This window comes from Martinezella sp. CNPSo 3964 (assembly GCF_057784375.1).
The window spans coordinates 151,592-175,067 of sequence record NZ_JBXSOW010000009.1 but is presented as its reverse complement, the minus strand read 5'-3'; the positions used below and the strand labels follow the sequence as shown (position 1 = coordinate 175,067).

Annotated in this window: 19 protein-coding genes; 15 read left to right on the top strand and 4 right to left on the bottom strand. The window is 59.4% G+C overall.

Features of this window, described 5'->3' with window-relative positions; all coding sequences use genetic code 11:
• Positions 1 to 11 precede the first annotated feature (11 nt).
• Both AC13Q5_RS25750 and AC13Q5_RS25745 read right to left on the bottom strand, forming a co-directional pair.
• Positions 12 to 758, bottom strand: a complete 747-nt coding sequence (locus AC13Q5_RS25750) for a polysaccharide deacetylase family protein (protein WP_457882389.1) — start codon at positions 756 to 758, stop codon at positions 12 to 14.
• Complete coding sequence (locus tag AC13Q5_RS25745) at positions 748 to 1,845, bottom strand: glycosyltransferase family 4 protein (protein ID WP_457882388.1); 1,098 nt, start codon at positions 1,843 to 1,845, stop codon at positions 748 to 750. The genes AC13Q5_RS25750 and AC13Q5_RS25745 overlap by 11 nt, the downstream gene beginning before the upstream one ends.
• Before the next feature lie 200 nt (positions 1,846 to 2,045).
• On the opposite strand from AC13Q5_RS25745, the gene AC13Q5_RS25740 reads away from it, so the two are divergent.
• A complete protein-coding gene (locus AC13Q5_RS25740; RefSeq protein ID WP_075853233.1) occupies positions 2,046 to 3,770 on the top strand; it encodes an adenylate/guanylate cyclase domain-containing protein in 1,725 nt (574 codons plus the stop codon).
• A gap of 69 nt (positions 3,771 to 3,839) precedes the next feature.
• A complete protein-coding gene (locus tag AC13Q5_RS25735) occupies positions 3,840 to 4,718 on the top strand; it encodes an FkbM family methyltransferase (RefSeq protein ID WP_488503612.1) in 879 nt (292 codons plus the stop codon).
• Between the two features lie 2 nt (positions 4,719 to 4,720).
• Here AC13Q5_RS25735 and AC13Q5_RS25730 read toward each other — a convergent pair whose 3' ends face one another.
• Entirely contained in the window at positions 4,721 to 5,200 is a 480-nt protein-coding gene (locus AC13Q5_RS25730; protein WP_457882385.1) for a class I SAM-dependent methyltransferase, read from the bottom strand.
• Positions 5,201 to 5,343: 143 nt separating this feature from the next.
• Between AC13Q5_RS25730 and AC13Q5_RS25725 the strand changes: the two genes are divergently transcribed.
• The 13 genes from AC13Q5_RS25725 to AC13Q5_RS25665 all read left to right on the top strand — a co-directional run bounded on the left by AC13Q5_RS25725 (position 5,344) and on the right by AC13Q5_RS25665 (position 22,168).
• On the top strand, positions 5,344 to 6,519 hold the full coding sequence (locus tag AC13Q5_RS25725; RefSeq protein WP_488503611.1) for a DUF3095 domain-containing protein: 1,176 nt from the start codon (positions 5,344 to 5,346) through the stop codon (positions 6,517 to 6,519).
• A 359-nt stretch (positions 6,520 to 6,878) separates the two neighbouring features.
• Positions 6,879 to 8,216, top strand: coding sequence for an adenylate/guanylate cyclase domain-containing protein (locus tag AC13Q5_RS25720; RefSeq protein ID WP_075852704.1), 1,338 nt, complete (start codon positions 6,879 to 6,881; stop codon positions 8,214 to 8,216).
• Positions 8,217 to 8,375: 159 nt separating this feature from the next.
• Positions 8,376 to 10,283: an ABC transporter ATP-binding protein gene (locus AC13Q5_RS25715; RefSeq protein WP_075852703.1), complete on the top strand. Its 1,908-nt coding sequence runs from the start codon at positions 8,376 to 8,378 to the stop codon at positions 10,281 to 10,283.
• Positions 10,280 to 12,196 (top strand): ABC transporter substrate-binding protein, encoded by a 1,917-nt coding sequence (locus AC13Q5_RS25710; protein WP_457882381.1) that lies wholly within the window; start codon positions 10,280 to 10,282, stop codon positions 12,194 to 12,196. The genes AC13Q5_RS25715 and AC13Q5_RS25710 overlap by 4 nt, the downstream gene beginning before the upstream one ends.
• Positions 12,189 to 13,187: an ABC transporter permease gene (locus AC13Q5_RS25705; protein ID WP_075852701.1), complete on the top strand. Its 999-nt coding sequence runs from the start codon at positions 12,189 to 12,191 to the stop codon at positions 13,185 to 13,187. Before AC13Q5_RS25710 ends, AC13Q5_RS25705 begins: the two co-directional genes overlap by 8 nt.
• Positions 13,184 to 14,359 carry an ABC transporter permease gene (locus tag AC13Q5_RS25700; RefSeq protein WP_457882380.1) on the top strand — a complete coding sequence of 392 codons (1,176 nt, stop codon included), beginning with the start codon at positions 13,184 to 13,186 and terminating at the stop codon, positions 14,357 to 14,359. Before AC13Q5_RS25705 ends, AC13Q5_RS25700 begins: the two co-directional genes overlap by 4 nt.
• A gap of 101 nt (positions 14,360 to 14,460) precedes the next feature.
• The gene (locus AC13Q5_RS25695) at positions 14,461 to 15,675 is read left to right on the top strand and encodes a glycosyltransferase family protein (protein ID WP_075852699.1); all 1,215 of its coding nucleotides are present in this window, start codon (positions 14,461 to 14,463) and stop codon (positions 15,673 to 15,675) included.
• Positions 15,676 to 15,686: 11 nt separating this feature from the next.
• Complete coding sequence (locus AC13Q5_RS25690; RefSeq protein WP_488503666.1) at positions 15,687 to 16,952, top strand: glycosyltransferase family 4 protein; 1,266 nt, start codon at positions 15,687 to 15,689, stop codon at positions 16,950 to 16,952.
• Positions 16,949 to 18,094, top strand: coding sequence for a glycosyltransferase family protein (locus AC13Q5_RS25685; RefSeq protein WP_075853229.1), 1,146 nt, complete (start codon positions 16,949 to 16,951; stop codon positions 18,092 to 18,094). The genes AC13Q5_RS25690 and AC13Q5_RS25685 overlap by 4 nt, the downstream gene beginning before the upstream one ends.
• 84 nt (positions 18,095 to 18,178) lie before the next feature.
• A complete protein-coding gene (locus AC13Q5_RS25680) occupies positions 18,179 to 18,328 on the top strand; it encodes a hypothetical protein (protein WP_159444772.1) in 150 nt (49 codons plus the stop codon).
• Positions 18,329 to 18,331: 3 nt separating this feature from the next.
• Positions 18,332 to 21,046 carry an ABC transporter transmembrane domain-containing protein gene (locus AC13Q5_RS25675; RefSeq protein WP_488503610.1) on the top strand — a complete coding sequence of 905 codons (2,715 nt, stop codon included), beginning with the start codon at positions 18,332 to 18,334 and terminating at the stop codon, positions 21,044 to 21,046.
• Between the two features lie 53 nt (positions 21,047 to 21,099).
• The gene (locus AC13Q5_RS25670) at positions 21,100 to 21,576 is read left to right on the top strand and encodes a cyclic nucleotide-binding domain-containing protein (protein ID WP_075852696.1); all 477 of its coding nucleotides are present in this window, start codon (positions 21,100 to 21,102) and stop codon (positions 21,574 to 21,576) included.
• Positions 21,577 to 21,628: 52 nt separating this feature from the next.
• Positions 21,629 to 22,168, top strand: a complete 540-nt coding sequence (locus AC13Q5_RS25665; RefSeq protein ID WP_488503609.1) for a CYTH domain-containing protein — start codon at positions 21,629 to 21,631, stop codon at positions 22,166 to 22,168.
• On the opposite strand, the gene AC13Q5_RS25660 is transcribed toward AC13Q5_RS25665, so the two are convergent.
• On the bottom strand, positions 22,165 to 23,307 hold the full coding sequence (locus tag AC13Q5_RS25660) for a fumarylacetoacetate hydrolase family protein (protein ID WP_488503608.1): 1,143 nt from the start codon (positions 23,305 to 23,307) through the stop codon (positions 22,165 to 22,167). The genes AC13Q5_RS25665 and AC13Q5_RS25660 overlap by 4 nt on opposite strands.
• Between the last annotated feature and the right edge of the window lie 169 nt (positions 23,308 to 23,476).

Here is a 23,476-nt window from a genome sequence, read left to right as displayed (position 1 = left end):
CAATACGACGACTAGTGCACGAAGTTGCCGACCGGCCGCCATTCGATGGCGGCATGGCCGGCCGTCTCCTCGAACAGGGTCTCGACGAAATTCCAGGCGAGATCGTCATGGACGAGATGGTGCGTCATCACCCCGATCGGTTCGTCATGGCCATCGAAACGAATCTGGAGTTCTTCCACGAGACGTCCGATCACTTCGGCATGTGGTAAACCGCCACGCACCCCATGCCATCTCATGATGTCGATATGCGTGTTGATCAGGCCGACAGGAGCTCGCTTTGCCAATCCGAAGACGGAGACGGCGCGATAGCCGAAGGGCGCGAGATGCGGCAGCAGCGCATCATCGATCCTGTTCCACGGCGGCACCAGCAGCGGCACGAACTGCCGTGGATAGAGGGCCTTGAGCTTGTCGAAGCCGCGATGCAGTTCGTCGAGCACGATCTCCTGCGGCCGGTGCAGGCCGAGTTCCTGCTTCTTGGTGTCGTCAGGCGCATAGTTCTGATGCGTCCAGCCATGCACCGTGGCGGTGACGCGGTTTTCGCGCGCCAGGCGCTCGGCGAGTGCCTCGCCCGTCGGTCCCGGAATGATCGCAAGAGCCATCGGCACGTCGAAACGATTGGCAAGCGAGAGAAGCCGGTCGAGAGCAGGGGTCGGCTCGATGGCATCGTCGTCGCGGAACCAGAGTTTCACCTTTCGTCCGGCCTCGCCCCATCGCCGCAGTTCGTCGCGCAGGGGCTGCCAATCGGCTCTATCGCTCATAATAGGTGTCTCCCAGATAGTTTCGAAGAATGGTTTCCAAACGTTTTGACGCGGCGGTCAGCGAGCGCTCGTGATGAACGAAGTCATAGGCTGCATCTGCCATGGCCTGTCGCCGGCTCGGATCGTTCAAAAGCTGGGCGATGGCGTCGGCATAGGCCTCGATATTGCCTTCCGGCGTCAAAAGTCCGGTCTTGTCCGCCATCACCACTTCCGGCACGCCGGCCGTTGCCTGCGCGACGACGGGCAGTCCCGCCGCCTGCGCCTCCAGATAGGCGAGGCCATAGGCTTCGTTGCAGCCGGGCCAGACGTAAAGGCCGGCGGTCGCCAGCTCTTGCGCGATCTCTGCGGTGGAACACTCTCCGCGCCAGAGGATGCGGCTTTCGTCGAATGTGGAAAACATCGACCTGACTTCGGCCCGCATCGGCCCATCGCCGATGATAGTCAAGCTCCAATCCTGATCGCGGATAAGATCGAGCGCGCTCGCCAGCATGGTGTAGCTGTCAAACTTGTCGCCCTTCCGCAGCATCGCCACGGCAATCAGTCGTCGCGGATCTGGGGAAGAGCATGCAAATGGCGTGGCGTCGATGAAGGGCAAGAAGCGCTCATAGCGACCGTCGGGGATCGCGTCGAGCAACCCGATCCGGTCCCGCGCGGTAAAGCACAGATTGACGGCGGCAAGCCTTACCGCGTCGGCAATAAGGCGCTGGTTCTCGCTCCAGCCTTTCTCATCATGACGGCGGGAGTAGGAAGCCTCGGCCGTCACATAGGGGATGCCCAACCTCCTGGCGATGGGTGGGCCGATGAGATCGGGTGTCTTGTAATAGGGATGATAGGTAAACCATAGATCGGGTACCGTTCCGCTCTGCAAACGCTCGAGCAGACGCGCTACTTCGGCTTGCGCTTGTCTCGCGATCGCCTTGCGTGGTTCAGCTTCAGGACCCGGCGTGAAACTGCGCAGTTCGGAAGCGACCTCGACCTGATGTCCTGCCATCTTCAATACCGCGATGATCTGGCGCGCCATCAGCCGGTCGCCGGATGGAACCGGATGGGCGGGGGACTTCAAGGGGGCGTAAAAGGCGATCTTCATGGCGTCGTCGCACAGTTGACGATTAAGTGATGACAGGAACCCGAATTGTGAGAGGATTGCCCGAATTCCGACCGGTTGCGTGACAATAAGGTCCCTGCTTCAAAAAGCCGCATCCTCGACAGCATGCGGCGTTGCGGCTAGATGAATAGGCGATAGCCGTTTTCCGATCTGTTGTGAACGGGCAATATACATTGGGTTTGATGACCACCGAGGCAAGAAAGCCAATAATTACCGATCGCCTCGTGCGAAAGCTCCGTCTCGGCTCCGGTCTGATCGTTTTTGCCTTCGTGATCATGCATCTGGCCAACCATTCCCTCGGGCTGATCTCGCTCGGCATGGCTGAACATGCGCAACATTGGTTCATGGCCGTGTGGCGCAATCCAGTCGGAACCGTGCTTCTCTATGGAGCGCTGATTCTCCATATCCTGCTCGTGCTGCGAATGCTCTACAGGCGCAGAACGCTCGTCATGCCTGCCGGCGAAGCTTTTCAGATCGTAACCGGTCTATTGGTACCCCTGCTGCTGATCGATCACATCGTTTCCACGCGCATCGTCCATGAAGTCTACGGCTATCACGATACTTACAAGGCGATCGTGCGCAGCCTGTGGGTGACCGCGCCACTCAACGGCCTGCGCCAGTCGTTCGTACTCCTGATCGTTTGGCTTCATGGATGTATCGGCGTTCATTTCTGGCTGCGCTACCGCCCGTGGTATACGGCGATCGCGCCCGTCATACTGTCGCTTGCCATCGTTCTGCCGGTTCTCGCTTTGCTCGGTTTTGCCGCAATGGGCAAGACCGTGGCGTATGAAGTCGCCCAGGAAGATGAGCGTGGCTATCCCGGCGGCTACTACAGCGACATGCGAAGCTTCGGCGAGTCGGGTTCGGTGCCGGGCAGTAAAATGGCGGGAGCCTTATGGCCGTATCGTGCGGGGTTCTATGGTGCCTTCAGCCTGTCGATCGCCGCCCTTTTCGCGTTCCGGGCGCATCGCAGACTAAGAGAGCGGCAATATCAGGTCGCCATCCGTTACGCAGGCGGGGAAGTCGTGCACGCGCCACGTGGCTTCAGCGTGCTCGAAGCAAGCCGTCTCGGCGGTATCCCGCATTACTCGGTCTGTGGCGGCAAGGGGCAATGTTCCACCTGCCGTGTGCAGATCATTGAGGGGGCCGAAAACCTGCCACCGCCTGAGGCGCTGGAGCAGAAGACCTTGAACCGTATCGGCGCCACGCCGGATGTCAGACTTGCCTGCCAGCTGCGTCCGACCGGCAATGTCAGCGTTGTGCCGCTGCTGACGCCGATGGCCGAGGCGACGGTTCCCGTCTATACCCAAGCCGCAAGCCCCGGCCGTGAGCGTGAGATTGTCGTCTTCTTCTGCGATCTTCGCCATTTCACGTCGTTGACGGAATCGCGACTGCCCTTCGATATCGTCTTTCTCCTCAATCGTTATTTTGCCATCGTCGGCCGCATCATCGAGGAGAATGGCGGCCGGATGGACAAATTCATCGGTGATGGTGCCATGGCGCTATTCGGCCTTCGCACGACCCCGAAGGAGGCCAATCGCCAGGCATTGAAGGCCGCCGCCGCGATCATCAAGGAGATCGACAAGCTCAGCGACGAGTTGGCCGACGAGCTGGCGGCACCGCTTGAGATCGCCATCGGCATCCATACAGGCCTCGCTGTGGTGGGCTCGATGGGGTATGGCACCGTCAAGAACGTGACGGCGATCGGCGATACGGTCAATGTCGCCAGCCGTCTTGAAAGCGTCGCCAAGGAATTCAACACTGCGCTCGTCTTTTCGGAACCGGTGGCACAGCTTTCGGAAGCAGATATAGCAGGCACCGAAAGCCGCGAGATCGCCGTTCGGGGCCGGGGCGAGCCCTTGCGGGTCTATATCGTTTCGAAAGAGGCGAGCGGCCACTTTGCCTGATTTTCCGAGGCTTGCGTTGCCGATCTTCGCCGTTTGCAACGGAACGGCGCTGGTGTAGGGATGGCGCTCATGTTCGACCGCAAGATCCTCACGAGAAAATACTGGAAACGAGCGTTTCGCCGCAAACGGGATGCGATCGCGACGCGCCTGTTCGACACCAGGCTCGGCCGGGATATCCTCATCAGCGCGATCGGCTCCCGGGTGAAGACGATGACGGTCGACTGCGGCGATCACGTCCTCAGTTTCTCGCCGGCCGACTACATCGGCCGCAAGGTTTTTCGCAAAGGGCATTTCGAGCGCGACCATGTCGACCGCCTACTGAGCGTATTGCGCGAGCGCGGGCTGTTGCGCAAGGGATCGGCGCTTCTGGAGCTCGGCGGCAATATCGGCACGCAGACCTGCTATTTTGCCCTCAGCGGTGCCTATGACCATATCATCGCCGTCGAGCCGGACCCGCGCAATTTTCGCCTGCTGGCGACCAATATCGCCGATAACGGCCTGCAGGCGATGGTGACCGCGGTCAATTGCGCCGCCGGCGATCGCGAAGGCCAGCTCGATTTCTATCTCAACCACAAGAATCATGGCAAAAGCAGCGCATTGCGGCAGAGCGAAACCGACGAGAAGATCTCGGTACCTGTCCGGCCCGTTAGCGATATTCTCCTGCAGGCAGGCGTCGATCCCGCCAATATCGGGCTGATCTGGATGGATATTGAAGGCTACGAGCCGGTTGCCTGCCGTTCGATGAGCGCGCTGATGGCCCGCAGGGTGCCGCTCTATATGGAATTCACGCCGGCCTTCTACGGCAAGGATCAGACAAGAGACTTCATTGCCGATCTTGCCGGACACTACAGCGAATGTCTCGCCTTCTTCGAAGACGGCGAGCAGGTCATGAAGGTGGTCGAATTGCCCGTCGAGGGCGAACAGTTCGACGTTCTGTTTCTGCGCTGAGCCTATTTGCGCCGATAGATGAAATAGCGCCCGTCCTTGACGGTCGAGGGCAGGGGCAGTGCCTCGAGATCTGGATGATCGAGGGGAAGGCCGCTGACCGCAAGCCCGCCCGATGCCAGCACACCAGCCATGATCCGGGGCAGCCAGGTCAATGTTATCGCATCCTTGTCTTCGTAGCCGGTGCCGATATCGGCATGGGCGAGCGAGGCGTCGGTGCCGATGAAGGTTTTCGTCGTGTCCTTGATCTCGCCGAGAACGAGATTGTCGGCGGACGGCATGGAAGGACCGTAGGCATTGACCGCCCGGTCGAAGGCAATGATGCGGCGATCGGGGAAGAGTTCGCGCAGATGATCGAAGGTGCGACCGTTGCCGAGGCCGAGCTCCAGCACGGGGCCATCAAGCATTCTTACCTCGTCGGCAACGGCATTGAGGATGTCGCGCTGTGCGCTGAGGCGGCGAATGAAACTATCCAGGCGGCTCATCGTATTTGAAATATCCTTGGCGTCTTGTGCCTCTCCCGCAGTGGGCGTAGCACGGCGGATATCGCGGCGTCGACCGCCCGCTGGCTTTTCGATGCATTTGCTGTAGGGATAGATTGTCGCGGCGCTCAATGAAGGGGGACATCATGGCCGAGCCATCCAATGATGATTTCTTCCATAAGCTTGCGGGTTTCACGCGTTTCGAAGGTGTGACCGACAGCGCCAATTATCAGCCCCTCCCGGGTGACTGGCTGATTGCGATCGCCGACATCGTCAGCTCGACAAAGGCGATTGCCGCCGGCCACTACAAATCGGTCAATATGGCAGGCGCCAGCGTGATTTCCGCCGTGCTCAACGCCTTGGACCGAGGCGACTATCCCTTCGCCTTTGGCGGGGATGGCGCATTGGTGGCCGTACCGCCCTCCGGTGGGGAGCGGGCGCGGCAGGCGCTTGCGGCCGTGCGGGGCTGGGTGAAGGAAGAGCTGCAGCTCGATCTGCGCACGGCTCTGGTGCCGATGGATGCGATTCGCGGCGAGGGGTTCGACGTGCGGGTCGCTCGTTTCAGTCCAAGCGACTATGTTTCCTATGCCATGTTTTCCGGCGGCGGTACGAGCTGGGCGGAGCGGCAGATGAAGGCGGGCCGCTTCATCGTCGAGGCGATGCCGACAGGGGTGGAGCCTGATCTGACGGGTCTTTCGTGCCGATGGAATCCGATCGAGGCGCAGAATGGCGAGATCGTCTCGATCATCGCCATACCCGGCGACGCTGGAAGTGGTCCGAAATTTCAGCAACTGGTTGCCGATATCATTGCCATATCTGCAGAGCAGAACCGCGACAGCCACCCCGTCCCTGTTGAAGGTCCGACGCCGGCATTGAGCTTCGGTGGTGCTGATATCGAAGCGCGGGCTTTGGCCACTCCGGCCAATCGCTGGTGGCGCAAACTTGTCATCGATGCCCAGATCGTCCTTGTCTGGGTTCTCGACAAGTTCGGGGTGAGGACCGCAACCTTCGATGCCAAGATCTACCGGCGTGATCTCGCGGCGAATTCCGATTTCCGTAAATTCGACGATGGCCTGAAAATGACCATCGACGTCGACGCCACGCATCTTGAACGCATCGAGGCGCGCTTGCGCCAGGCGGAGGCGGAGGGCGTCTGCCGCTTCGGTCTGCATCGCCAGGATAGCGCGTTGATGACCTGCTTCGTGCCGACGCCCCTCATGCGCGACCATATGCACTTTATCGATGGGGCGAGTGGCGGTTATGCGATGGCGGCCATGGCGTTGCGGGAAAAGCGGCCGCCCGAGCTTGCCGCGGGCGAGTGACTTTCGGATGCCACACGCAGCCGCTCCGGTCGCAGTTGTGATTTTTATCGATCCATTTCGGTTTACGCCATTGTTTCCGCTGAATATGCGCCTTATCTGAAAGAGAACAAAACGAGAGTCGCCGGTTGCGACGGCTATCCTTTTGCTGCATTTCTGGTGCGGGGGCCGTGAGAAATGCAGTCGATTTTCTGGTGCTTGCGCGATCCAGGGGTAGCAACAGAACGCGCCGGCGCTATTGAATGATTGTTTCATCCAGCCTTGGACGATAGGCCGGAAATTCCGGAGATGGCGGTCGGCGAAAGTGACGGCGTCCATAACCGGCGAGACATCGGGCATTGTTAAGATAGGCCGCGGGGACAATGACTATTCATTCGAGTGTTTCTGATCTTCTTCTCGATAAAGTTGCTGAATGGCTGACGCAGGCGGCGCTGACGGGCGAAAACCTGGAGACCATCGTTCGCGGCTTTTGCGAACGCATGGCTGCGACAGGAATGCCGCTCAATCGCGTGCATCTGACCTTTTCCATGCTTCACCCGTTATATGATGCGCTTGGCTTTACCTGGCGACGCGCCGGCGGTTTGATGATCGAGGGCTACCGGCATGGAAACGAAAAGCCGGAACGCTTTGTGCAGAGCCCCTATTATTATCTCCTGTCCAACAATCTTCAGCACCTGCGTCGCAGGATCGATGTCGACGGCACGGTCGAGTTTCCGATCTTCGAGGACCTGCGAAAAGAGAAGGTCACCGACTATATGGCCTTCGTGCAGACTTTCGGCGCGGGCTCGGTGCAGGGCATGATGGGCTCCTGGTCGACCGACAGCATCGGTGGTTTCAGCGAAGAGATGATCGGCGCGCTGATGCGCATGCAGAACCATCTGGCCATGGCTGCCAAGATGGCGGTTCTCGGCAAGCTTGCCAACAATATGCTGACCACCTATCTCGGCGGCGACGCCGGAAAGCGCGTGCTGAACGGCCAGATCCGCCGCGGCGACGGCGAGACGATCCGTGCGGCGCTCGTCATGGGCGACATGCGGCAATCCACGGTTTATGCCGAAAAGGAAGGACGCCAAGCCTATATCGATACGCTGAACGAGTTCTTCGATGCGATCGCAGCGCCGTTCAATCGCAATGGCGGCGAGATTCTGAGCTTCCTTGGCGACGGATTTCTCGCGGTCTATCCATGCGGCAGGCACAAGGACCCATCCAAGGTTGCGTGTGAGGCGGCGCTTTCGGCCGTTTTCGAGGCGCAACGCCGGGTCACGGCGCTTAACACTGATCGCCAGTCGCGCAATTTGAGCGAAGTGCGTTATGGGATCGGGCTGCATGTCGGCAACGTCATGTTCGGCAATGTCGGATTGAAGGATCGGTTGACGTTTTCCGCCTTCGGCGCGGCGGTCAACGAGGTTGAGCGGCTACAGTCGCTGACCAAGAAATATGCGACCGAAGTCGTCGCGAGCCAGGCTTTCTCCAGCTACACCGATTGTGAATGGGGAAAACTCGGAGAAGAGAAGCTGCGCGGCGTACGCCAGCGCTTTACCGTTGTCTCTCCGAAAGCAGCGACGTCAGCCAATGGCGCGCTCGAGATCTTCCAGGAAACAGCGCCTGACAGCCTTTCCGAGGCCGAGCAGGTCATTCTCTTGCACAGGGATGCCAAGAAGTTCGAGGGCCGTCTTCAAGTTGAAAACCTGACTCCGTAACGCAGATGCGTCCCGCTTCAGCATAAGCCGATATATCACTGGAAAGACGACAGTTTTTTTACAGTCGCGGCATTGCTTTGACCAGCTAGACACCCGTTATGGCCTACGTTAGTGTGCCTTATAAGGCCACAAAGGTCATGTGAGCGGGAAGTAATATGTATGGCGTCAGGGACTGATCTACTGCGTATTGAGAACCTCGACGTCTCGTTCTCCCTTTATGGAGATAGTCTGCGCGTCGTCAAGAATGCCGGCTTGAGAGTGCTTCCGGGTAAGGTTACGGCGCTGGTCGGCGAATCCGGTTCCGGCAAATCGATCATCAGCCAATCGATCATGGGCATCCTTCCGACGGCGGCGAAGGCGACCGGCCGGATTCTGTTTACCGATCCGCTTGACGGTCAGACGACCGATATTCTTCAGCTGCCGCGCGACGGCGCAGCAATCCGCCGGCTGCGCGGCGCACGCATGGCGAAGATCTTCCAGGAGCCGATGACCTCGCTGTCGCCACTGCATACGGTCGGCAACCAGATCAGCGAAGCGTTGCGCATTCACAGCGCCGGCACCAGCAGAGCCGAGCAGCGCGAAAAGACGGAAGAGATGCTGAACCTTGTCGGCTTTCAGGACCCGGTTCGCACTTTCGACATGTATCCTTTCGAGCTTTCCGGAGGCATGCGCCAGCGTGCGATGATCGCCATGGCGCTGATCTGCAATCCGGCGCTGCTGATTGCCGACGAGCCGACGACGGCGTTGGATGTCACTATCCAGGCGCAGATCCTCGGCCTGCTGCGCAATCTCCAGCAGACTTTCAACATGGCGATGCTGCTGATTACCCACGATCTCGGCGTCGTTGCGAACATGGCCGATGAGGTCGTGGTCATCTATCACGGCGAGATCATGGAAGCAGGCCCGGTCGACACGATCTTTCGTCAGCCGCAGCATCGCTATCTGAAGGCGCTGATGTCGGCGGTGCCGCATTTCGATATGAAGCCGGGAGAGCGATTGAAATCCTTGCGGGATGTCCCGGTCAATCTCGGCACCTTCTCCGGCAAGAAGAAGCTCGTCGGCAATGGCGTGCCGGCGGTGGGCACGACACCCGATGTTCTGCTCAGTGTGCGCAACCTGACCAAGACCTATACGTCGAAGGCCGGCGGGCTGTTTGGGCGACGGGATGGCACGAAGTTCCGGGCGGTCGATGATGTCAGTTTCGATATTCGCCGCGGCGAATGTCTTGGCCTCGTTGGGGAAAGTGGCTGCGGCAAGACGACGGTGAGCAAGATCCTGATGCGGGGTGTCACCGCTGACGGTGGTTCCGTCAGCTTCGATGATGGCAGCGGCAAGATCGATGTGCTTGCTGTCAAGGGCGACGAGTTGATGGATCTGCGCACGAAGATCCAGATGGTCTTCCAGGACCCGGTCTCTTCGCTTTCTCCACGCATGACCATCCGCAACATCCTGAGTGAGCCCCTGGAAATCCATAGGCATGGCGACAGCGCCGAGCGCACGGAGAAGGTCAAGGCGCTGATGCAGGCGATCGGCCTCGACAAGCACTATCTGAGCCGTTATCCGCACAGCTTCTCCGGCGGCCAGCGCCAGCGCATCGGAATTGCGCGCGCTTTGGCGCTGGGGCCGAAGCTTCTGATCCTTGACGAGCCCGTCTCGGCGCTCGACGTGTCCGTACAGGCGCAAATTCTGAACCTTCTCAAGGATCTGCAGAAAGAGCTCGGCCTGACCTACCTGTTCATTTCGCACAATCTCGCCGTGGTCGACTATATGGCCGATCGGATTGCCGTGATGGCACGGGGACGCATCGTCGAAATCGCACCGCGCGAGATCATCCTGCGCGATCCCGTTCATCCCTACACGCGCTCGCTGCTTGCAGCCGTTCCGTTCCCCGATCTCGACCGGCCGCTGGATTTCTCCGCCCTGAACAGCGAAGGCCCTGCAGCCAGGCAGAAATGGGGGCCGCAATTCTCTGAGGGAGCGGATGGAGATCTGGCCTATGCCGATTTGGGTGGAGGACATTTCGTGCGCGCCCGCCGGGGTCTCGGTGCCCAGGAGCTGCGCAAATGATTAATCGGCGCACCTTTCTCGGCCTGCTGGCCACCACCGTTTTGCCTCAGCCCGTTCTTGCCGCGGATGTCGACAACGAGCCGGAATATTTTGCCGATTGGCTGAGGGCTGGCCAGATGCCGCATCTCGCCAAGCGTCTGCCGAAGTTCCCGCGCATCGTCAATGTTGCGGCCATGGGGCGCACGCCGGGTCACTATGGTGGCTCGGTGCGCACCATTGTCGGCAGCCAGAACGACATCCGCTTCATGACGATATACGGCTATGCCCGTCTCGTCGGCTATGATCGTACCCTGTCGTTGCAGCCTGATATTCTGGAGTCATTCACCTCCGTCAACGACATGGTTTTCACCTTCAAGCTGCGCGACGGACATAAATGGTCGGATGGGCATCCTTTCACCGCCTATGACTTCCGCTATTGGTGGGAAGACGTCATCCTCAACAAGGAACTGACACCGGGCGGTGGCGCCTTGGAGTTGCGCCCGCATGGTAGCCTGCCGCGGTTCGAGTTGCTCGATGAGCTGACGGTGCGCTATTCCTGGGATGATCCAAATCCCGATTTCCTGCCAATTCTGGCCGCGCCGCAGCCGCTCGTCATTGCTGGGCCTGCGCATTATCTGAAACAGTTCCACAAGAAATATCAGGATAGCATTCGCCTTTCTTCGCTGATGAAGGAAAACCGCGCTAAGAAATGGCAGGATCTTCACATCAAGATGGCCCGTTCCTACCGGCCTGAAAATCCTAATCTGCCGGTGCTCGATCCCTGGCGCAACACGACCGCGCCGCCGGCCGAGCAATTCGTCTTCGAGCGCAATCCCTATTTCCACCGCGTCGACGAAAATGGCCGGCAGTTGCCCTATATCGATCGGATGATCCTGAGCATCAGCTCTTCCGCAATCATCGCCGCCAAGACCGGCGCGGGAGAAAGTGATCTGCAGGCAAACGGCATAGACTTCAACGACTATACCTTCCTCAAGGAAGCGGAGAAGATCCACCCGATCAAGGTCAATCTCTGGAAAGCGGCACGTGGGTCGCGGGTCGCGCTATTTCCCAATCTGAACAGCGCCGATGCCGTATGGCGAGACGTTCTGCGCGATGTGCGCGTACGGCGAGCCCTGTCGCTGGCGATTGACCGCCATGAGGTCAATATGGCCGTCTTCTACGGCCTCGGCACCGAGAGCGCCAATACCGTCCTGCCGGACAGCCCGCTCTACAAGCCGGAATATGCGTCGGCCTGGATTGCGCACGATCCCGATCAGGCCAATGCTTTGCTCGACGCCGCCGGTCTTGCCAAGCGCGATGAAGATGGCATTCGCCTGCTGCCGGATGGGCGGCGCATGGAAATCACAGTGGAAACACCGGGCGAAAGCCCGTTGGATGCGGACGTCCTGGAGCTGGTCACCGATCACTGGCGCAAGGTCGGTATCGCACTGTTTACGCGTGTGTCGCAACGCGACATTTTCCGCAGTCGCGCCATGGGCGGACGTATCCTGATGTCCTTGTGGTATGGTCTGGACAACGGCGTGCCGACGGCGGACATGAACCCGGCGGAGCTGGCGCCGACGACCGACGACCAAATGCAATGGCCGCTTTGGGGCATGTACTATCTTTCGCGTGAGACGCAGGGTGTTGCGCCTGATGTTCCGGAGGCCGCCAAACTCGTCAAGCTGCTTCGAGAATGGGAAGCCGCGGCATCTTCCTTCGAGCGCGCCGAGATCTGGCACGAAATGCTGTCGATCTATACGGACCAGGTTTTCTCCATCGGCCTCATCAACGCCACGCTGCAGCCGATCGTGCATTCGGCGCGCATGCAGAACGTGCCGGAAAAAGCGCTTTACGGCTTCGATCCAACCTGCTTTCTCGGTGTCTACATGCCGGATACCTTCTGGATGAAGGAGGATCGCCGGAATGCTTAGATATATCCTTTGGCGCATCGCCGTTATGATCCCGACCCTGATCGTCATTTCGATGCTGGTCTTCACGATCATCCAGCTTCCGCCCGGCGACTTCTTCGAAAGCCAGATCGCCGAGCTGCGCGCCCAGGGCGAGACGGCGAATCTTCAGGAGATCGAGAATCTTCGTCACGAATACGGCCTCGATCAGCCCATGCCGCTTCAATATGTCCACTGGGTTGCCGGGATGCTGCATGGCGATTTCGGCTATTCCTTTGAATATCAGCTGCCGGTTTCGGATGTCGTCGGCGACCGCTTGTGGCTGACCATTCTCGTATCGATGACGACGATCCTCGTGACCTGGCTGATCGCCTTCCCGATCGGCATCTATTCCGCCACCCATCAGTATAGCTGGGGCGATTACGGCCTGACCTTCCTCGGCCTGCTCGGCATTGCCATCCCGAATTTCATGCTGGCGCTGATCCTGATGTATTTCGCCAATGTCTGGTTCGGCGTGTCGATCGGCCACTTGATGGATCAGCAATATCTCTCGCAGCCGATGAGCTGGGACAAGGCACGCTCAATTCTGTCACATCTGTGGATTCCGGTCATCATCGTCGGCACGGCCGGGACGGCGGGCATGATCCGCCGCCTTCGCGCCAATCTGCTCGACGAGATGCAGAAGCAATATGTCATCACCGCGCGAGCCAAGGGGCTGCATCCGCTGAAGGCTCTGGTGAAATATCCGTTGCGCATGGCATTGAACTTCTTCGTCGCCGATATCGGTTCCATCCTGCCGTCGATCATTTCGGGCGCCGAGATTACCGCGATCGTGCTGTCGCTGGAGACGACCGGTCCGATGCTGATCCGGGCCTTGCAAAGCCAGGACATGTATCTTGCCGGTTCATTTCTGATGTTTCTCGCCTTCCTCAATGTTATCGGTGTGCTGATCTCGGATATCGCGCTCGGCTTTCTCGATCCCCGCATCCGCTTGCAAGGCAGGAGTACAAAGTGAGCGTATCCCTGCCAAAACCCGGTGCCCCCCTTGAGCATTATGTCTCGAACGCGGATTTCGATCCGGATCAGTTCGAAGCCACGTCCGCTGGCCAGCAGCGCTACTACATGGCCTCGCAGAAGAAGCTGATGTGGTGGAAGTTCAGGAAGCACAAGCTTGCGCTCGCCTCCGGCATCTTTTTGTTGCTGGCCTACGGCATGATCCTGATTGCCGAATTCCTGGCGCCTTACGGGCTGCACAGCCGTAATGTCGACTATATCCACTCGCCGCCACAGATGGTCCATTTCTTCGACAAGGGCGAGTTCGTCGGGCCATTCGTCTATGGCCGGAAAATGACGCTCGATATCGATACGCTGCGCCGGATCTATGCCGACAATCCTTCGGACGTGCAGCCGATCCGCTTCTTTTGCCGCGGCGACGCCTATCGTTTCTGGGGCTTGGTGGATTCGAACCTTCATCTGGTCTGCCCTTCCGTCGGCGGCCAAATGTACCTGCTTGGAACCGATCGCCTGGGCCGGGACGTGCTGTCGCGCATCATCTACGGCGCGCGCATATCCTTGACGATCGGGTTGATCGGCATAGCGATCAGCTTCGTGCTCGGCGTTGTCATCGGCGGTCTGGCAGGTTATCACGGCGGTCTTTTCGATCTCCTCGTTCAGCGCGTGATCGAGGTACTGCAGTCGCTGCCAAGCTTGCCATTGTGGATGGCGCTGGCGGCGATCATGCCCGTGAGCTGGAGTCCGATCATCGTCTATTTCGGTATCACCATCATTCTCGGCATCCTCGACTGGACCGGCCTTGCACGCGCCGTGCGCTCGAAGCTTTTGTCGCTGCGTGAGGAGGATTACGTGCTCGCTGCGCAATTGATGGGCGCAAGCACGCCGCGTATCATCGGCCGCCATCTCGTTCCCGGCTTCATGTCGCATCTGATCGCCACGGCGACGATCTCTGTTCCAAGCATGATTCTCGGCGAAACCGCGCTTAGCTTCCTCGGACTGGGGCTTCGCCCGCCCATCACGAGCTGGGGCATTTTGCTGACCGAGGCAAGGAGTGTCAGCGTCATCGCCTTCTATCCATGGCTCCTTTTCCCTATGATCCCGGTGATTTTGGTCATTCTGGCGTTCAACTTTTTAGGAGACGGCTTGCGCGATGCCGCCGATCCCTACAAATAGCAGGATGAACGGCGAAGACAGGATTGCAATTCGAGAAGCGGCCCGCGGATGTCGTTTGCCGACACACCGCGTACAACTTTCACCCCCAGAGGTTTTTGCCTATGAAGCGGCGCTTAGAAGATGCTCGAATCCTCATGTATAGCCACGACACGTTCGGTCTCGGCCATTTGAGGCGGTGCAGAACGATTGCCCATGCGCTTGTTGAGGACTATCGCGGTTTGAACGTGCTGATCATTTCCGGCGCGACGATCGCAGGGGCATTCGATTATCGTGCTCGTGTCGATTTCGTCAAAGTGCCGAGCGTCATCAAGCTGCGCGACGGCGAATACACGTCTATGGCGAGCCATGTCGCGCTGCAGGAAACGTTGAAGATGCGGCAATCGATCATTCGCCATACGGCCGAAACCTTCCAGCCCGACGTCTTCATCGTCGACAAGGAGCCGATGGGGCTGAAAGGCGAAGTCGAGGAGACGCTGACCTATCTCAAGGCGCGCGGCACGACGCTTGTTCTTGGCATGCGCGACGTCATGGATGCGCCGCACCTGCTGGAGGCCGAGTGGAAGAGGAACAATGTCCTGCAGAAGATCGATCAATTCTATGATCGCGTCTGGGTCTATGGGCCGCCGGATTTTCACGATCCGCTCGTTGGCCTTGATGTTCCCCCTGGCGTGCGTCGCAAGATGGAGTTCGTCGGCTTCCTGCAGCGTAGCGTTTCCACTCTGGGCACGAAGTCCGAACATGTGCCGGATGAAGATTATATCCTGGTGACGACCGGCGGCGGTGGCGACGGTGCCGATCTTGTCAGCGATGTCATTGCCGCTTTCGAAGATGACAGTTCTCTCACGCAGAAGACGTTGATCGTGCTTGGCCCCTATATGCCGGCCAAGGAGCGCAGCCAGTTGCTGGAGCGCGCCAGCAAGATCGGCTGTCTGCAGGTCATCGAGTTCGACAACAAGATGGAAGAGCTGATTGCCGGCGCCAAGGCCGTCGTCGCGATGGGGGGCTACAATACCTATTGCGAGATCCTGTCTTTCGACAAGCCAGCGCTGATCATCCCCCGCACGCGGCCACGCGAGGAGCAGCTCATCCGCGCGCAGCGGGCAAGCGAGCTCGGTCTCGTCGATATGCTGCTGCCGGAGGAATCGGCCGATCCGAAGCAACTTGCCGCTGCCCTGAAACGCCTGCCGAACCGGGCGCCGCCCTCGGCGAGCGCCAGCAACATGCGCCTGGAAGGGCTCGTGCATATTTCGCGCACCGTCGGCGAATGGTTCGATGACCGCGAGCGCTATACGCCGCTATCGATCGTTGCCGAGTAGATCACCGGAACCTGTCGATGCGGAAGAAAATACTGGTGGTCCTGAAAGGCTATCCCCGCCTGTCGGAAACCTTCATTGCGCAAGAGCTGCTCGGCCTGGAGAAGGCCGGCTTCGACCTGACGCTGATTTCCATGCGCAAGCCCACGGACAAGAAGCGCCATCCCGTCCATGACGAGATCAGGGCGCGCGTCCTCTATCTGCCCGAATATCTGCACAACGAACCGCTGAGGGTGCTTCGCGCCTTCTTGGCCGGCATCGGCAAGCCTGGGTTCAAGCCGCTCCTGAAGCAATTTCTCGCCGATCTCAAACGTGACATCACCCCAAACCGTGTGCGACGCTTCGGTCAGGCGCTCGTATTGGCGCATGAGTGGCCCGATGGCGGCGAGTGGCTTCATGCGCATTTCATCCACACGCCGGCTTCGGTAACGTCCTATGCCAGCATCATGACCGGCATTCCCTGGACCTGCTCTGCCCATGCCAAGGACATCTGGACGTCGCCGGATTGGGAGCTTTCGGAAAAGCTCGCCCGCGCCCGCTGGACCGTGACGTGCACGCGCACCGGCTTCGAGCACATGCGCGATCTGATCGGGGCAGATGACAAGGTTCATCTGAGCTATCACGGTCTGGACCTCGATCGCTTCGGCTCGTTCACAGGCGAACATTCTAGCCGTGATGGTAAGGACGCTTCCGATCCCGCCTTCATTCTCAGCGTCGGCCGCGCTGTCGAGAAAAAGGGATACGACGTGCTATTGAAGGCGCTGGCGTTGCTTCCCGGTGATCTCAGCTGGCGTTTCACCCATATCGGCGGCGGCGACGGCCTTTCGAAATTGAAGGCATTGGCAGATGCGCTCGGCATTGCCGATCGCATCACCTGGAAGGGTGCGTTGGCGCAGGAGGATGTGCTTGCCCATTATCGCCAGGCCGATATCTTCGCGCTCGCCTGCCGGGTAGCCGCCGACGGCGACCGTGACGGGCTGCCGAACGTGCTTGTCGAAGCCTCGAGCCAGCGTCTTGTCTGCGTCTCCACCGATGTCTCCGGCGTTCCCGAACTGCTCGAAGATGGTACGAACGGTCTTGTTGTTGCCCCGGAGGACCCGCAGGCGCTTGCCGTGGCGCTGGAATCTGCCATTCGCAATCCGGCACTGCGCCATAGGCTGGGCGAGGCGGCCGAAAGGCGAGTGCGCGAGCATTTCGACTATCACGCCAGCATCCGGCAACTGACCGGGCTGTTCGAGGAGCAATGGCAGAAAGAAGATCAATGGCGGAAATCCGCATGACGGCCTTGCGTAATTCCCCTTTGCGGGTCTTTTTCTACGTTCAGCATCTGCTTGGCATCGGCCATCTGGCGCGGGCGAGCCGCATTGCCAGCGCGCTGGCGAAAGACGGTTGCCGGGTGACGGTGGTCACCGGCGGCGTGCCGGTGAACGGCTTTCCGGGGGCAGATGTCACCTCCGTCACATTGCCGGCCGTGGTTGCCAGCAGTGCCGGCTTCTCCGGCCTTGCCGATCAGTCTGGCAATGCCGCCGACGAGGAGTTCCTGTCTCGGCGTCGCGACTTGCTGCTGGAGGCATTCCGACAGGCGGCACCCGATGTCGTCATCATCGAGGCCTTTCCCTTCGGTCGCAGACAGATGCGCTTCGAGCTTCTGCCGCTGCTCGATGCCATTTCGGAAGCCGATCCGAAGCCGAGGCTCTATACCTCGGTGCGCGATATTCTGCAGCAGCAGAAGAAACCGGGGCGTGACGAAGAGACGGTGGGCCTCCTGCGCGATCACTTCGATGGCGTGCTCGTTCACGGCGATCCGCATTTCGTCCGGCTGGAAGAGACCTTTCCCTTGACCGAGGCGATCGCTGCCAAGATCGTCTATACGGGTCTTGTCGCACCCGCTCCGCCGCCGGAACCCGTCGAAACCTTCGATATCGTTGTTTCGGCTGGCGGCGGCGCTGTCGGGCGCGATCTCATCCGCGCCTCGCTCGAGGCGGCAAGCCGCGTGGCGACCGATCGTCGCTGGCTATTGATCGCCGGACCGAACCTGCCCGACCAGGATTATGCCGATCTCGCCGTGGACGCGCCTGACAATGTCGAGCTCGTTCGCTTCCGCAAGGATTTTCCCTCTCTTCTGCGTGGCGCCGAGCTGTCGATCTCGCAGGCCGGCTACAATACGGTCGGCGATCTTCTCGTGGCCGGCTGCCGCGCCATTCTGGTTCCTTTCACCGCTGGCGGCGAGACGGAGCAGTCCGTCAGGGCCGAGCGGCTGGAGAGATTGGGGTTGGCATTGGCCCTGCCGGAGGCGGGATTGACGGCGGATATGCTGGTCGAGGCCGTGAAGACGGCACTGTCCCGACCCAAGCCAGGCAACCCGGATATCGATCTCGGCGGCGCCGCCAGAACATCCGCCATTCTGCGTGAGGTCAGGTAGGAACGTGTGCGCCGGCTATCGGAGACATCCTGTCGTTTTATCCTCCTGGATTCCCGCAATCTTGTGATATAAATCGAAAAATCGATGAATCGGGAGGAGCGTGGACGAAAGACCGGGCGGCGTCCCCTTTCAGATATGGGGCCACGCATCCGTAACGAAACCTTCCCGCATCTCTGCAACATCGGTGCCGGCGTCGCGCTGGCGCTGGGCGTTGAATTTGAAAGCCTGCAGTAAGCAATGGAAAAAAGCCTAGCGCGCTACATTTGGTCGAATACCCGGCTGGAGCAGATCTGGATACTGCTTGTCGTCGCGGCCTCGATGATCCCGTACTTCCTGTCCTTCGACTTGCCGAAGCAGATCGTCAACGGGCCTATACAGGGCAAGGGTTTCGAACATCCCGGCGATACGCAGACCTTCATGCATATCGCCTTCGATATGCCGCTCATCGGTCATGTCGAGATTTTTCAGGGCGTGCAGCTGACGCGCATGTGGATGCTCGTTGCGCTGAGCATGGTGTTTCTGGCGCTTGTCGTCCTCAACGGCCTCTTCAAGCTCTATATCAACACCTATAAGGGACGGCTGGGCGAGCGTATGCTTCGCCGCATTCGCTTCGAGCTGATCGATCGCGTGCTGCGGTTTCCTCCAGTGCATTTCAAGCGGGTAAAGCCCGCCGAAATCGCCACCATGATCAAGGACGAGGTGGAGCCGATGGGCGGCTTCACGGGCGACGCCTTCGTACAACCCGCCCTTCTCGGCGGTCAGGCGGTCACCGCGCTCATCTTCATCATCATGCAGAATTTCTGGCTCGGCATGATCGCCGCCGCCATCGTCGCCGTGCAGGCGATCGTCATTCCCCGCATGCGCAAGCGGCTCCTGGAACTCGGTCGTCAGCGACAGTTGACGGCGCGCGAGCTTTCCGGCCGCGTCGGCGAGATTGTCGATGGTATCGGCACCATCCACGCCAACGATACCACGAACCTGGAGCGTGCCGACATTGCTCACCGGCTCGGATTGATCTTCTCGATCCGCTACGACCTCTACCAGTGGAAGTTTCTGGTGAAATTCATCAATAACTTCCTCGCTCAGGTGACGCCATTCCTGTTCTACCTGATCGGCGGCTTCCTGGCGTTGCAGGGTCGCCTGGACATCGGTCAGCTTGTTGCCGTCATCAATGCGTACAAGGATCTGCCGGGACCGTTGAAGGAGCTGATCGACTGGGATCAGTCGCGACAGGACGTTCAGGTGAAGTACAATCAGGTGGTCGAGCAGTTCAGCGTCGACAATCTGATCGACCCGAAAATCCAGGTCGTCTCGCATGCGCCGGCGGGCCGCATCACTCATGCCCTCGTTGCGACCAATCTGACTGTCGTCGACGATAGCGGCGCGCGCGTGCTGGATCACGTCTCAGTCGAGATTCAGCCAGGTGAAAGGGTGGCGATCGTCGGCGATAGTGGTGCGGGTGGTGAATATCTCGCCGAGGCATTCGGGCGCCTGATCTGGCCGGATAGCGGCCGCGTCTCGATCGACGGGCGCGATATCCTCGAACTACCGGAATCGCTTACCGGGCGACGCATTGCCTATGCTTCTTCCGAGACGTTCTTCTTCCACGGCACCTTGCGCAGCAACCTGCTCTATGGCCTCAAGCATGCGCCGCTCGTTGCTCCGGTTTACAGCGAGGATGAGGCTATAAAGGCCAAGTGGAGCGTGGCCGAGGCCCGGCGCGCGGCCAATCCGGAATTCGATCTCAATAGCGATTGGGTGGATTATGCCGCCGCCGGCGCAACGGGGCCGGATGATATCTATTCCGCCATCCGTCCGGTTCTCGATGCCGTTACCATGTCGCAGGATATTTTCGACATGGCATTGCGTTCGAATGTGGACGCTGCCGCGCATCAGGATCTGACGTCGCGCATCGTCGAGCTGCGGCAGGCATTGCGGTTGCGACTTGAAGAGGAAAAACTCGAGGATCTCGTGGTTCCCTTCGAGTTTGATGCTTACAATCTGCAGGCGACAGTCGGTGAAAATCTGCTGTTCGGCACGCTGAAGCGGCCGCAGATGACCAATCGCAAGCTGGCGGCACACCCCTACTTCCGGCAGATATTTGCCGAGACGGGCCTGGTGTCCGACTTGTACGATATGGGTCTCGAGATCGCCGAGAACGCGGTCGAGCTCTTTACCGACCTGCCGCCGGACCATCCGTTCTTCCAGCAGCTGACCTTCATGACGGCGGAAGACATCCCGACCTACGAGGCGCTGTTGCAGAAGCTCAATGGCAAGGGCTATGAGGCGGCCACCGACGACGAGCGAGCCGCCATCATCCGCCTGAGCTTCTCCTATATTGAACCACGTCACCGCTTCGGCCTTCTGACACAGGTACTCATGGAAAAGATCGTGCAGGCGCGCGCGAAATTCTATGAGAATATTCCAGCCGATCTCGCCAAGGTCATCGAGCGCTACGATCCGGAGCGCTTTACCGCCTCGGCCACCTTGATGGATAACGTGCTGTTCGGTCGTATCGCTCATCAGCAGGCAAATGCGCCGGAACGTATCCATCAGATCATGTATGATGTGTTCGGGCGTCTCGGCATGCATGACGGCGTTCTGTCGATCGGCCTGGATTTCGATGTCGGCTCGGGTGGCAAGCGCTTGACAAACGTGCAGCGCCAGAAACTCAATCTCGGTCGCGCCCTTTTGAAACGTGCCGACTATATCATCTGCAATCGCCCGCTGCCGGCGCTCGACCACCGCGTTCAGGATCAGATTGCTAGGGCTATTCTCGGCGAGTTCGATAGCGACGGCTATGCGCCGGCGATCATCTGGGTCCTGTCCAATCCCAGCTTTGCCGAACTATTCGACCGTGTTCTGGTCTTCGACCACGGCAGTCTTGTCGAAAGTGGCTCCACTACCGATCTTTTAGAGAAAAACGGTATGTTCAAAGAACTGTTATCGTAATATCCTATCTCAACAGTGGCGTCTGGGGCCGAACACTGGGGGTACCGAAGCTCATGCTTCTGAAGGACGAAGTTGAAATGCTGAAGCGGGTGCCGATTTTTTCGCGCATTGCACCCGCAAAATTGAAACTCTTGGCGTTTACGTCCGATCGGGTCAGCTACAATGCTGGCCAAATCCTGTTTCATCAGGGCGATCAAGGTGATGCGGCCTATGTTGTTCTTTCAGGAACTGCTGATATTCTCGTCGATAGCCCAGCCGGCGAGATCAAGGTTGCCGAAGTCGACCTCAATTCCATCGTGGGCGAAATTGCCATCCTCTGCGATGTCTCCCGTACAGCCACGGTGAAAGCGACTTCCAGGCTGGAAGCCCTGAAGATCAGCAAGGAGCATTTCCTGAAGCTACTCAGCGATTTCCCGGAAATGGCCGTCGAGATCATGCGCGTGCTGGCAGACCGCCTCAACCACACGACCTCGGAACTGACCGCCGTCCGCAGCCGCCTCAACCAGCCACAGTCGATGTCCACCCATTGAGATTGAGGGGGCAGGTGCCCGTGCTTTTGAGAGGCGGGAGCCCCATTTCAATATGGCGAACTCAATTCCGAAATATGCCCGACCCGAATATGAACGCCGTTTTCTTCTCAGCGACATTCCAGATCTTTCCGGAATAGCATCCCGGCTGATTGAAGATCTTTATCTCGACGGCACCAGGCTGCGCCTGCGCAAGATTATCTGCGAGGATGGAAACGAGCAATACAAGCTCTGTAAGAAGTACCCCGGTCCGAGTGCCGATCCCCTCGCAATCGTCAATATCTACCTGACATCGCAGGAATATGATCTCCTTTCAGCACTGAGCGGCAAAGGCATTCGCAAGAGGCGGGACAACATCGCCTTGTCCACGCTTTGCCTTGATGTTTTCGAAGGTCAGCTTGACGGCTTGGTTCTATGCGAGATCGAAGCGGAGTCGGCCGCCGTGCTGGACGAGATCACGCCGCCGCCATGGGTCGGGCGCGATGTTTCCAACGATGCATTTTTCGCCGGCGGCAATCTTGCCTTGATCGATGCCGCGCAATTGACGGCAAAACTGTCATCCCTCCAGTCTTGCGTTCGCCGGCCGACGCCTTAAATTAAACCGCGCCGAGCGAGATTGCGCATCAGATGCGACGCGCCGAACGTCCAGGGCGGGCACTCGGTTGACAGCAGCACGCGGTTTTTGAGTGATCCCAGCTTCTCGTTGGAGATGGTGACGATGTCGCCGATCTTATGGGTGAAGCCCTGGCCGGGTGTGTCGCGATCCTCGACAGGCGCGAAAAGCGTTCCCATGAACAGCACGAAGCCGTCGGGATATTGATGATGTCGGCCGATGGTCTGCGAGACGAGGTCGAGCGGATCGCGGCTAATCTCCTTCATAGACGAGCGGCCGTGCAGCACATAACCATCCTCGCCTTCGACCTTCAAATCGAGATCGGCATTGCGCACGTCATCCAGAGCGTAAGTCTCGTCGAACAGACGGATGAACGGCCCGATCGAGCAGGAAGCGTTGTTGTCCTTGGCCTTGCCGAGCAACAGGGCCGAACGGCCTTCGACGTCGCGCAGGTTGACGTCGTTGCCAAGCGTTGCGCCCTTGACCCGGCCCTGGCTGTCGACGGCAAGCACGATTTCCGGCTCGGGATTGTTCCATTTGGAGATCGGATGCAGACCGACATCCGCGCCTGGCCCGACCGAAGACATGACCTGCGACTTCGAAAAGACTTCGGCGTCCGGCCCGATGCCGACTTCGAGATATTGGGACCAGACACCTTCCTCGATCAGCGCTGCCTTGACCTTGGCCGCTTCGGGCGAGCCGGCCTTGAGGTTGCGCAGGCTGTCGCCAATCAGTGCAGTCACCTTGCCGCGGATCGCTTCGGCAAGATCGGGATTGCCGGCGGCGCGCTCCTCGATGACACGCTCCAGCATTGAGCGGGCAAAAGTGACGCCACAGGCCTTGATCGCCTGCAGATCGATGGGTGCGAGGAGATGGAGAGCCGAGCGGTCGGCCTTGCCGGCGAGCAAATCGTCGAGCCTAGCAACGGCCTCGCCCTTTTGCGCGCGAACGAAAGCAACCGGATCGTCCTTTTCCAGAAGGTCGCGCATGGTCGGCGTTTCCTTCGACGTGATGTCATAGAGCATACCGTCGCGGACGATGACGAGGGCAGGGCCATCAACATCCGGGCGCCAGATGCGGCCGACGAATGTTCCGGTGGTGAATGTTTCCGAGCTGGCCATGTCGTTCGTCTCCTCCAAACTGCGAGTGTTTTCTAACCCAGGCGAATGCGCTTTGCCATCGGCTATCGATGCGACATTCGCCCGCGTTTTGGATTTTCATTTTCTCCGGCACGGTAAAAATGTAAGGCCCCGCGGCAGCACCGCGAGGCCTTTGGGCCGCAAGCCGGGA

Bases quoted from the DNA above. Each gene is read 5' to 3' on its own strand.
- AC13Q5_RS25750 (WP_457882389.1), bottom strand. From the start codon at position 758: ATGAGCGATAGAGCCGATTGGCAGCCCCTGCGCGACGAACTGCGGCGA.
- AC13Q5_RS25745 (WP_457882388.1), bottom strand. From the start codon at position 1,845: ATGAAGATCGCCTTTTACGCCCCCTTGAAGTCCCCCGCCCATCCGGTT.
- AC13Q5_RS25740 (WP_075853233.1), top strand. From the start codon at position 2,046: ATGACCACCGAGGCAAGAAAGCCAATAATTACCGATCGCCTCGTGCGA.
- AC13Q5_RS25735 (WP_488503612.1), top strand. From the start codon at position 3,840: ATGTTCGACCGCAAGATCCTCACGAGAAAATACTGGAAACGAGCGTTT.
- AC13Q5_RS25730 (WP_457882385.1), bottom strand. From the start codon at position 5,200: ATGAGCCGCCTGGATAGTTTCATTCGCCGCCTCAGCGCACAGCGCGAC.
- AC13Q5_RS25725 (WP_488503611.1), top strand. From the start codon at position 5,344: ATGGCCGAGCCATCCAATGATGATTTCTTCCATAAGCTTGCGGGTTTC.
- AC13Q5_RS25720 (WP_075852704.1), top strand. From the start codon at position 6,879: ATGACTATTCATTCGAGTGTTTCTGATCTTCTTCTCGATAAAGTTGCT.
- AC13Q5_RS25715 (WP_075852703.1), top strand. From the start codon at position 8,376: ATGGCGTCAGGGACTGATCTACTGCGTATTGAGAACCTCGACGTCTCG.
- AC13Q5_RS25710 (WP_457882381.1), top strand. From the start codon at position 10,280: ATGATTAATCGGCGCACCTTTCTCGGCCTGCTGGCCACCACCGTTTTG.
- AC13Q5_RS25705 (WP_075852701.1), top strand. From the start codon at position 12,189: ATGCTTAGATATATCCTTTGGCGCATCGCCGTTATGATCCCGACCCTG.
- AC13Q5_RS25695 (WP_075852699.1), top strand. From the start codon at position 14,461: ATGAAGCGGCGCTTAGAAGATGCTCGAATCCTCATGTATAGCCACGAC.
- AC13Q5_RS25685 (WP_075853229.1), top strand. From the start codon at position 16,949: ATGACGGCCTTGCGTAATTCCCCTTTGCGGGTCTTTTTCTACGTTCAG.
- AC13Q5_RS25680 (WP_159444772.1), top strand. From the start codon at position 18,179: ATGAATCGGGAGGAGCGTGGACGAAAGACCGGGCGGCGTCCCCTTTCA.
- AC13Q5_RS25675 (WP_488503610.1), top strand. From the start codon at position 18,332: ATGGAAAAAAGCCTAGCGCGCTACATTTGGTCGAATACCCGGCTGGAG.
- AC13Q5_RS25670 (WP_075852696.1), top strand. From the start codon at position 21,100: ATGCTTCTGAAGGACGAAGTTGAAATGCTGAAGCGGGTGCCGATTTTT.
- AC13Q5_RS25665 (WP_488503609.1), top strand. From the start codon at position 21,629: ATGGCGAACTCAATTCCGAAATATGCCCGACCCGAATATGAACGCCGT.
- AC13Q5_RS25660 (WP_488503608.1), bottom strand. From the start codon at position 23,307: ATGGCCAGCTCGGAAACATTCACCACCGGAACATTCGTCGGCCGCATC.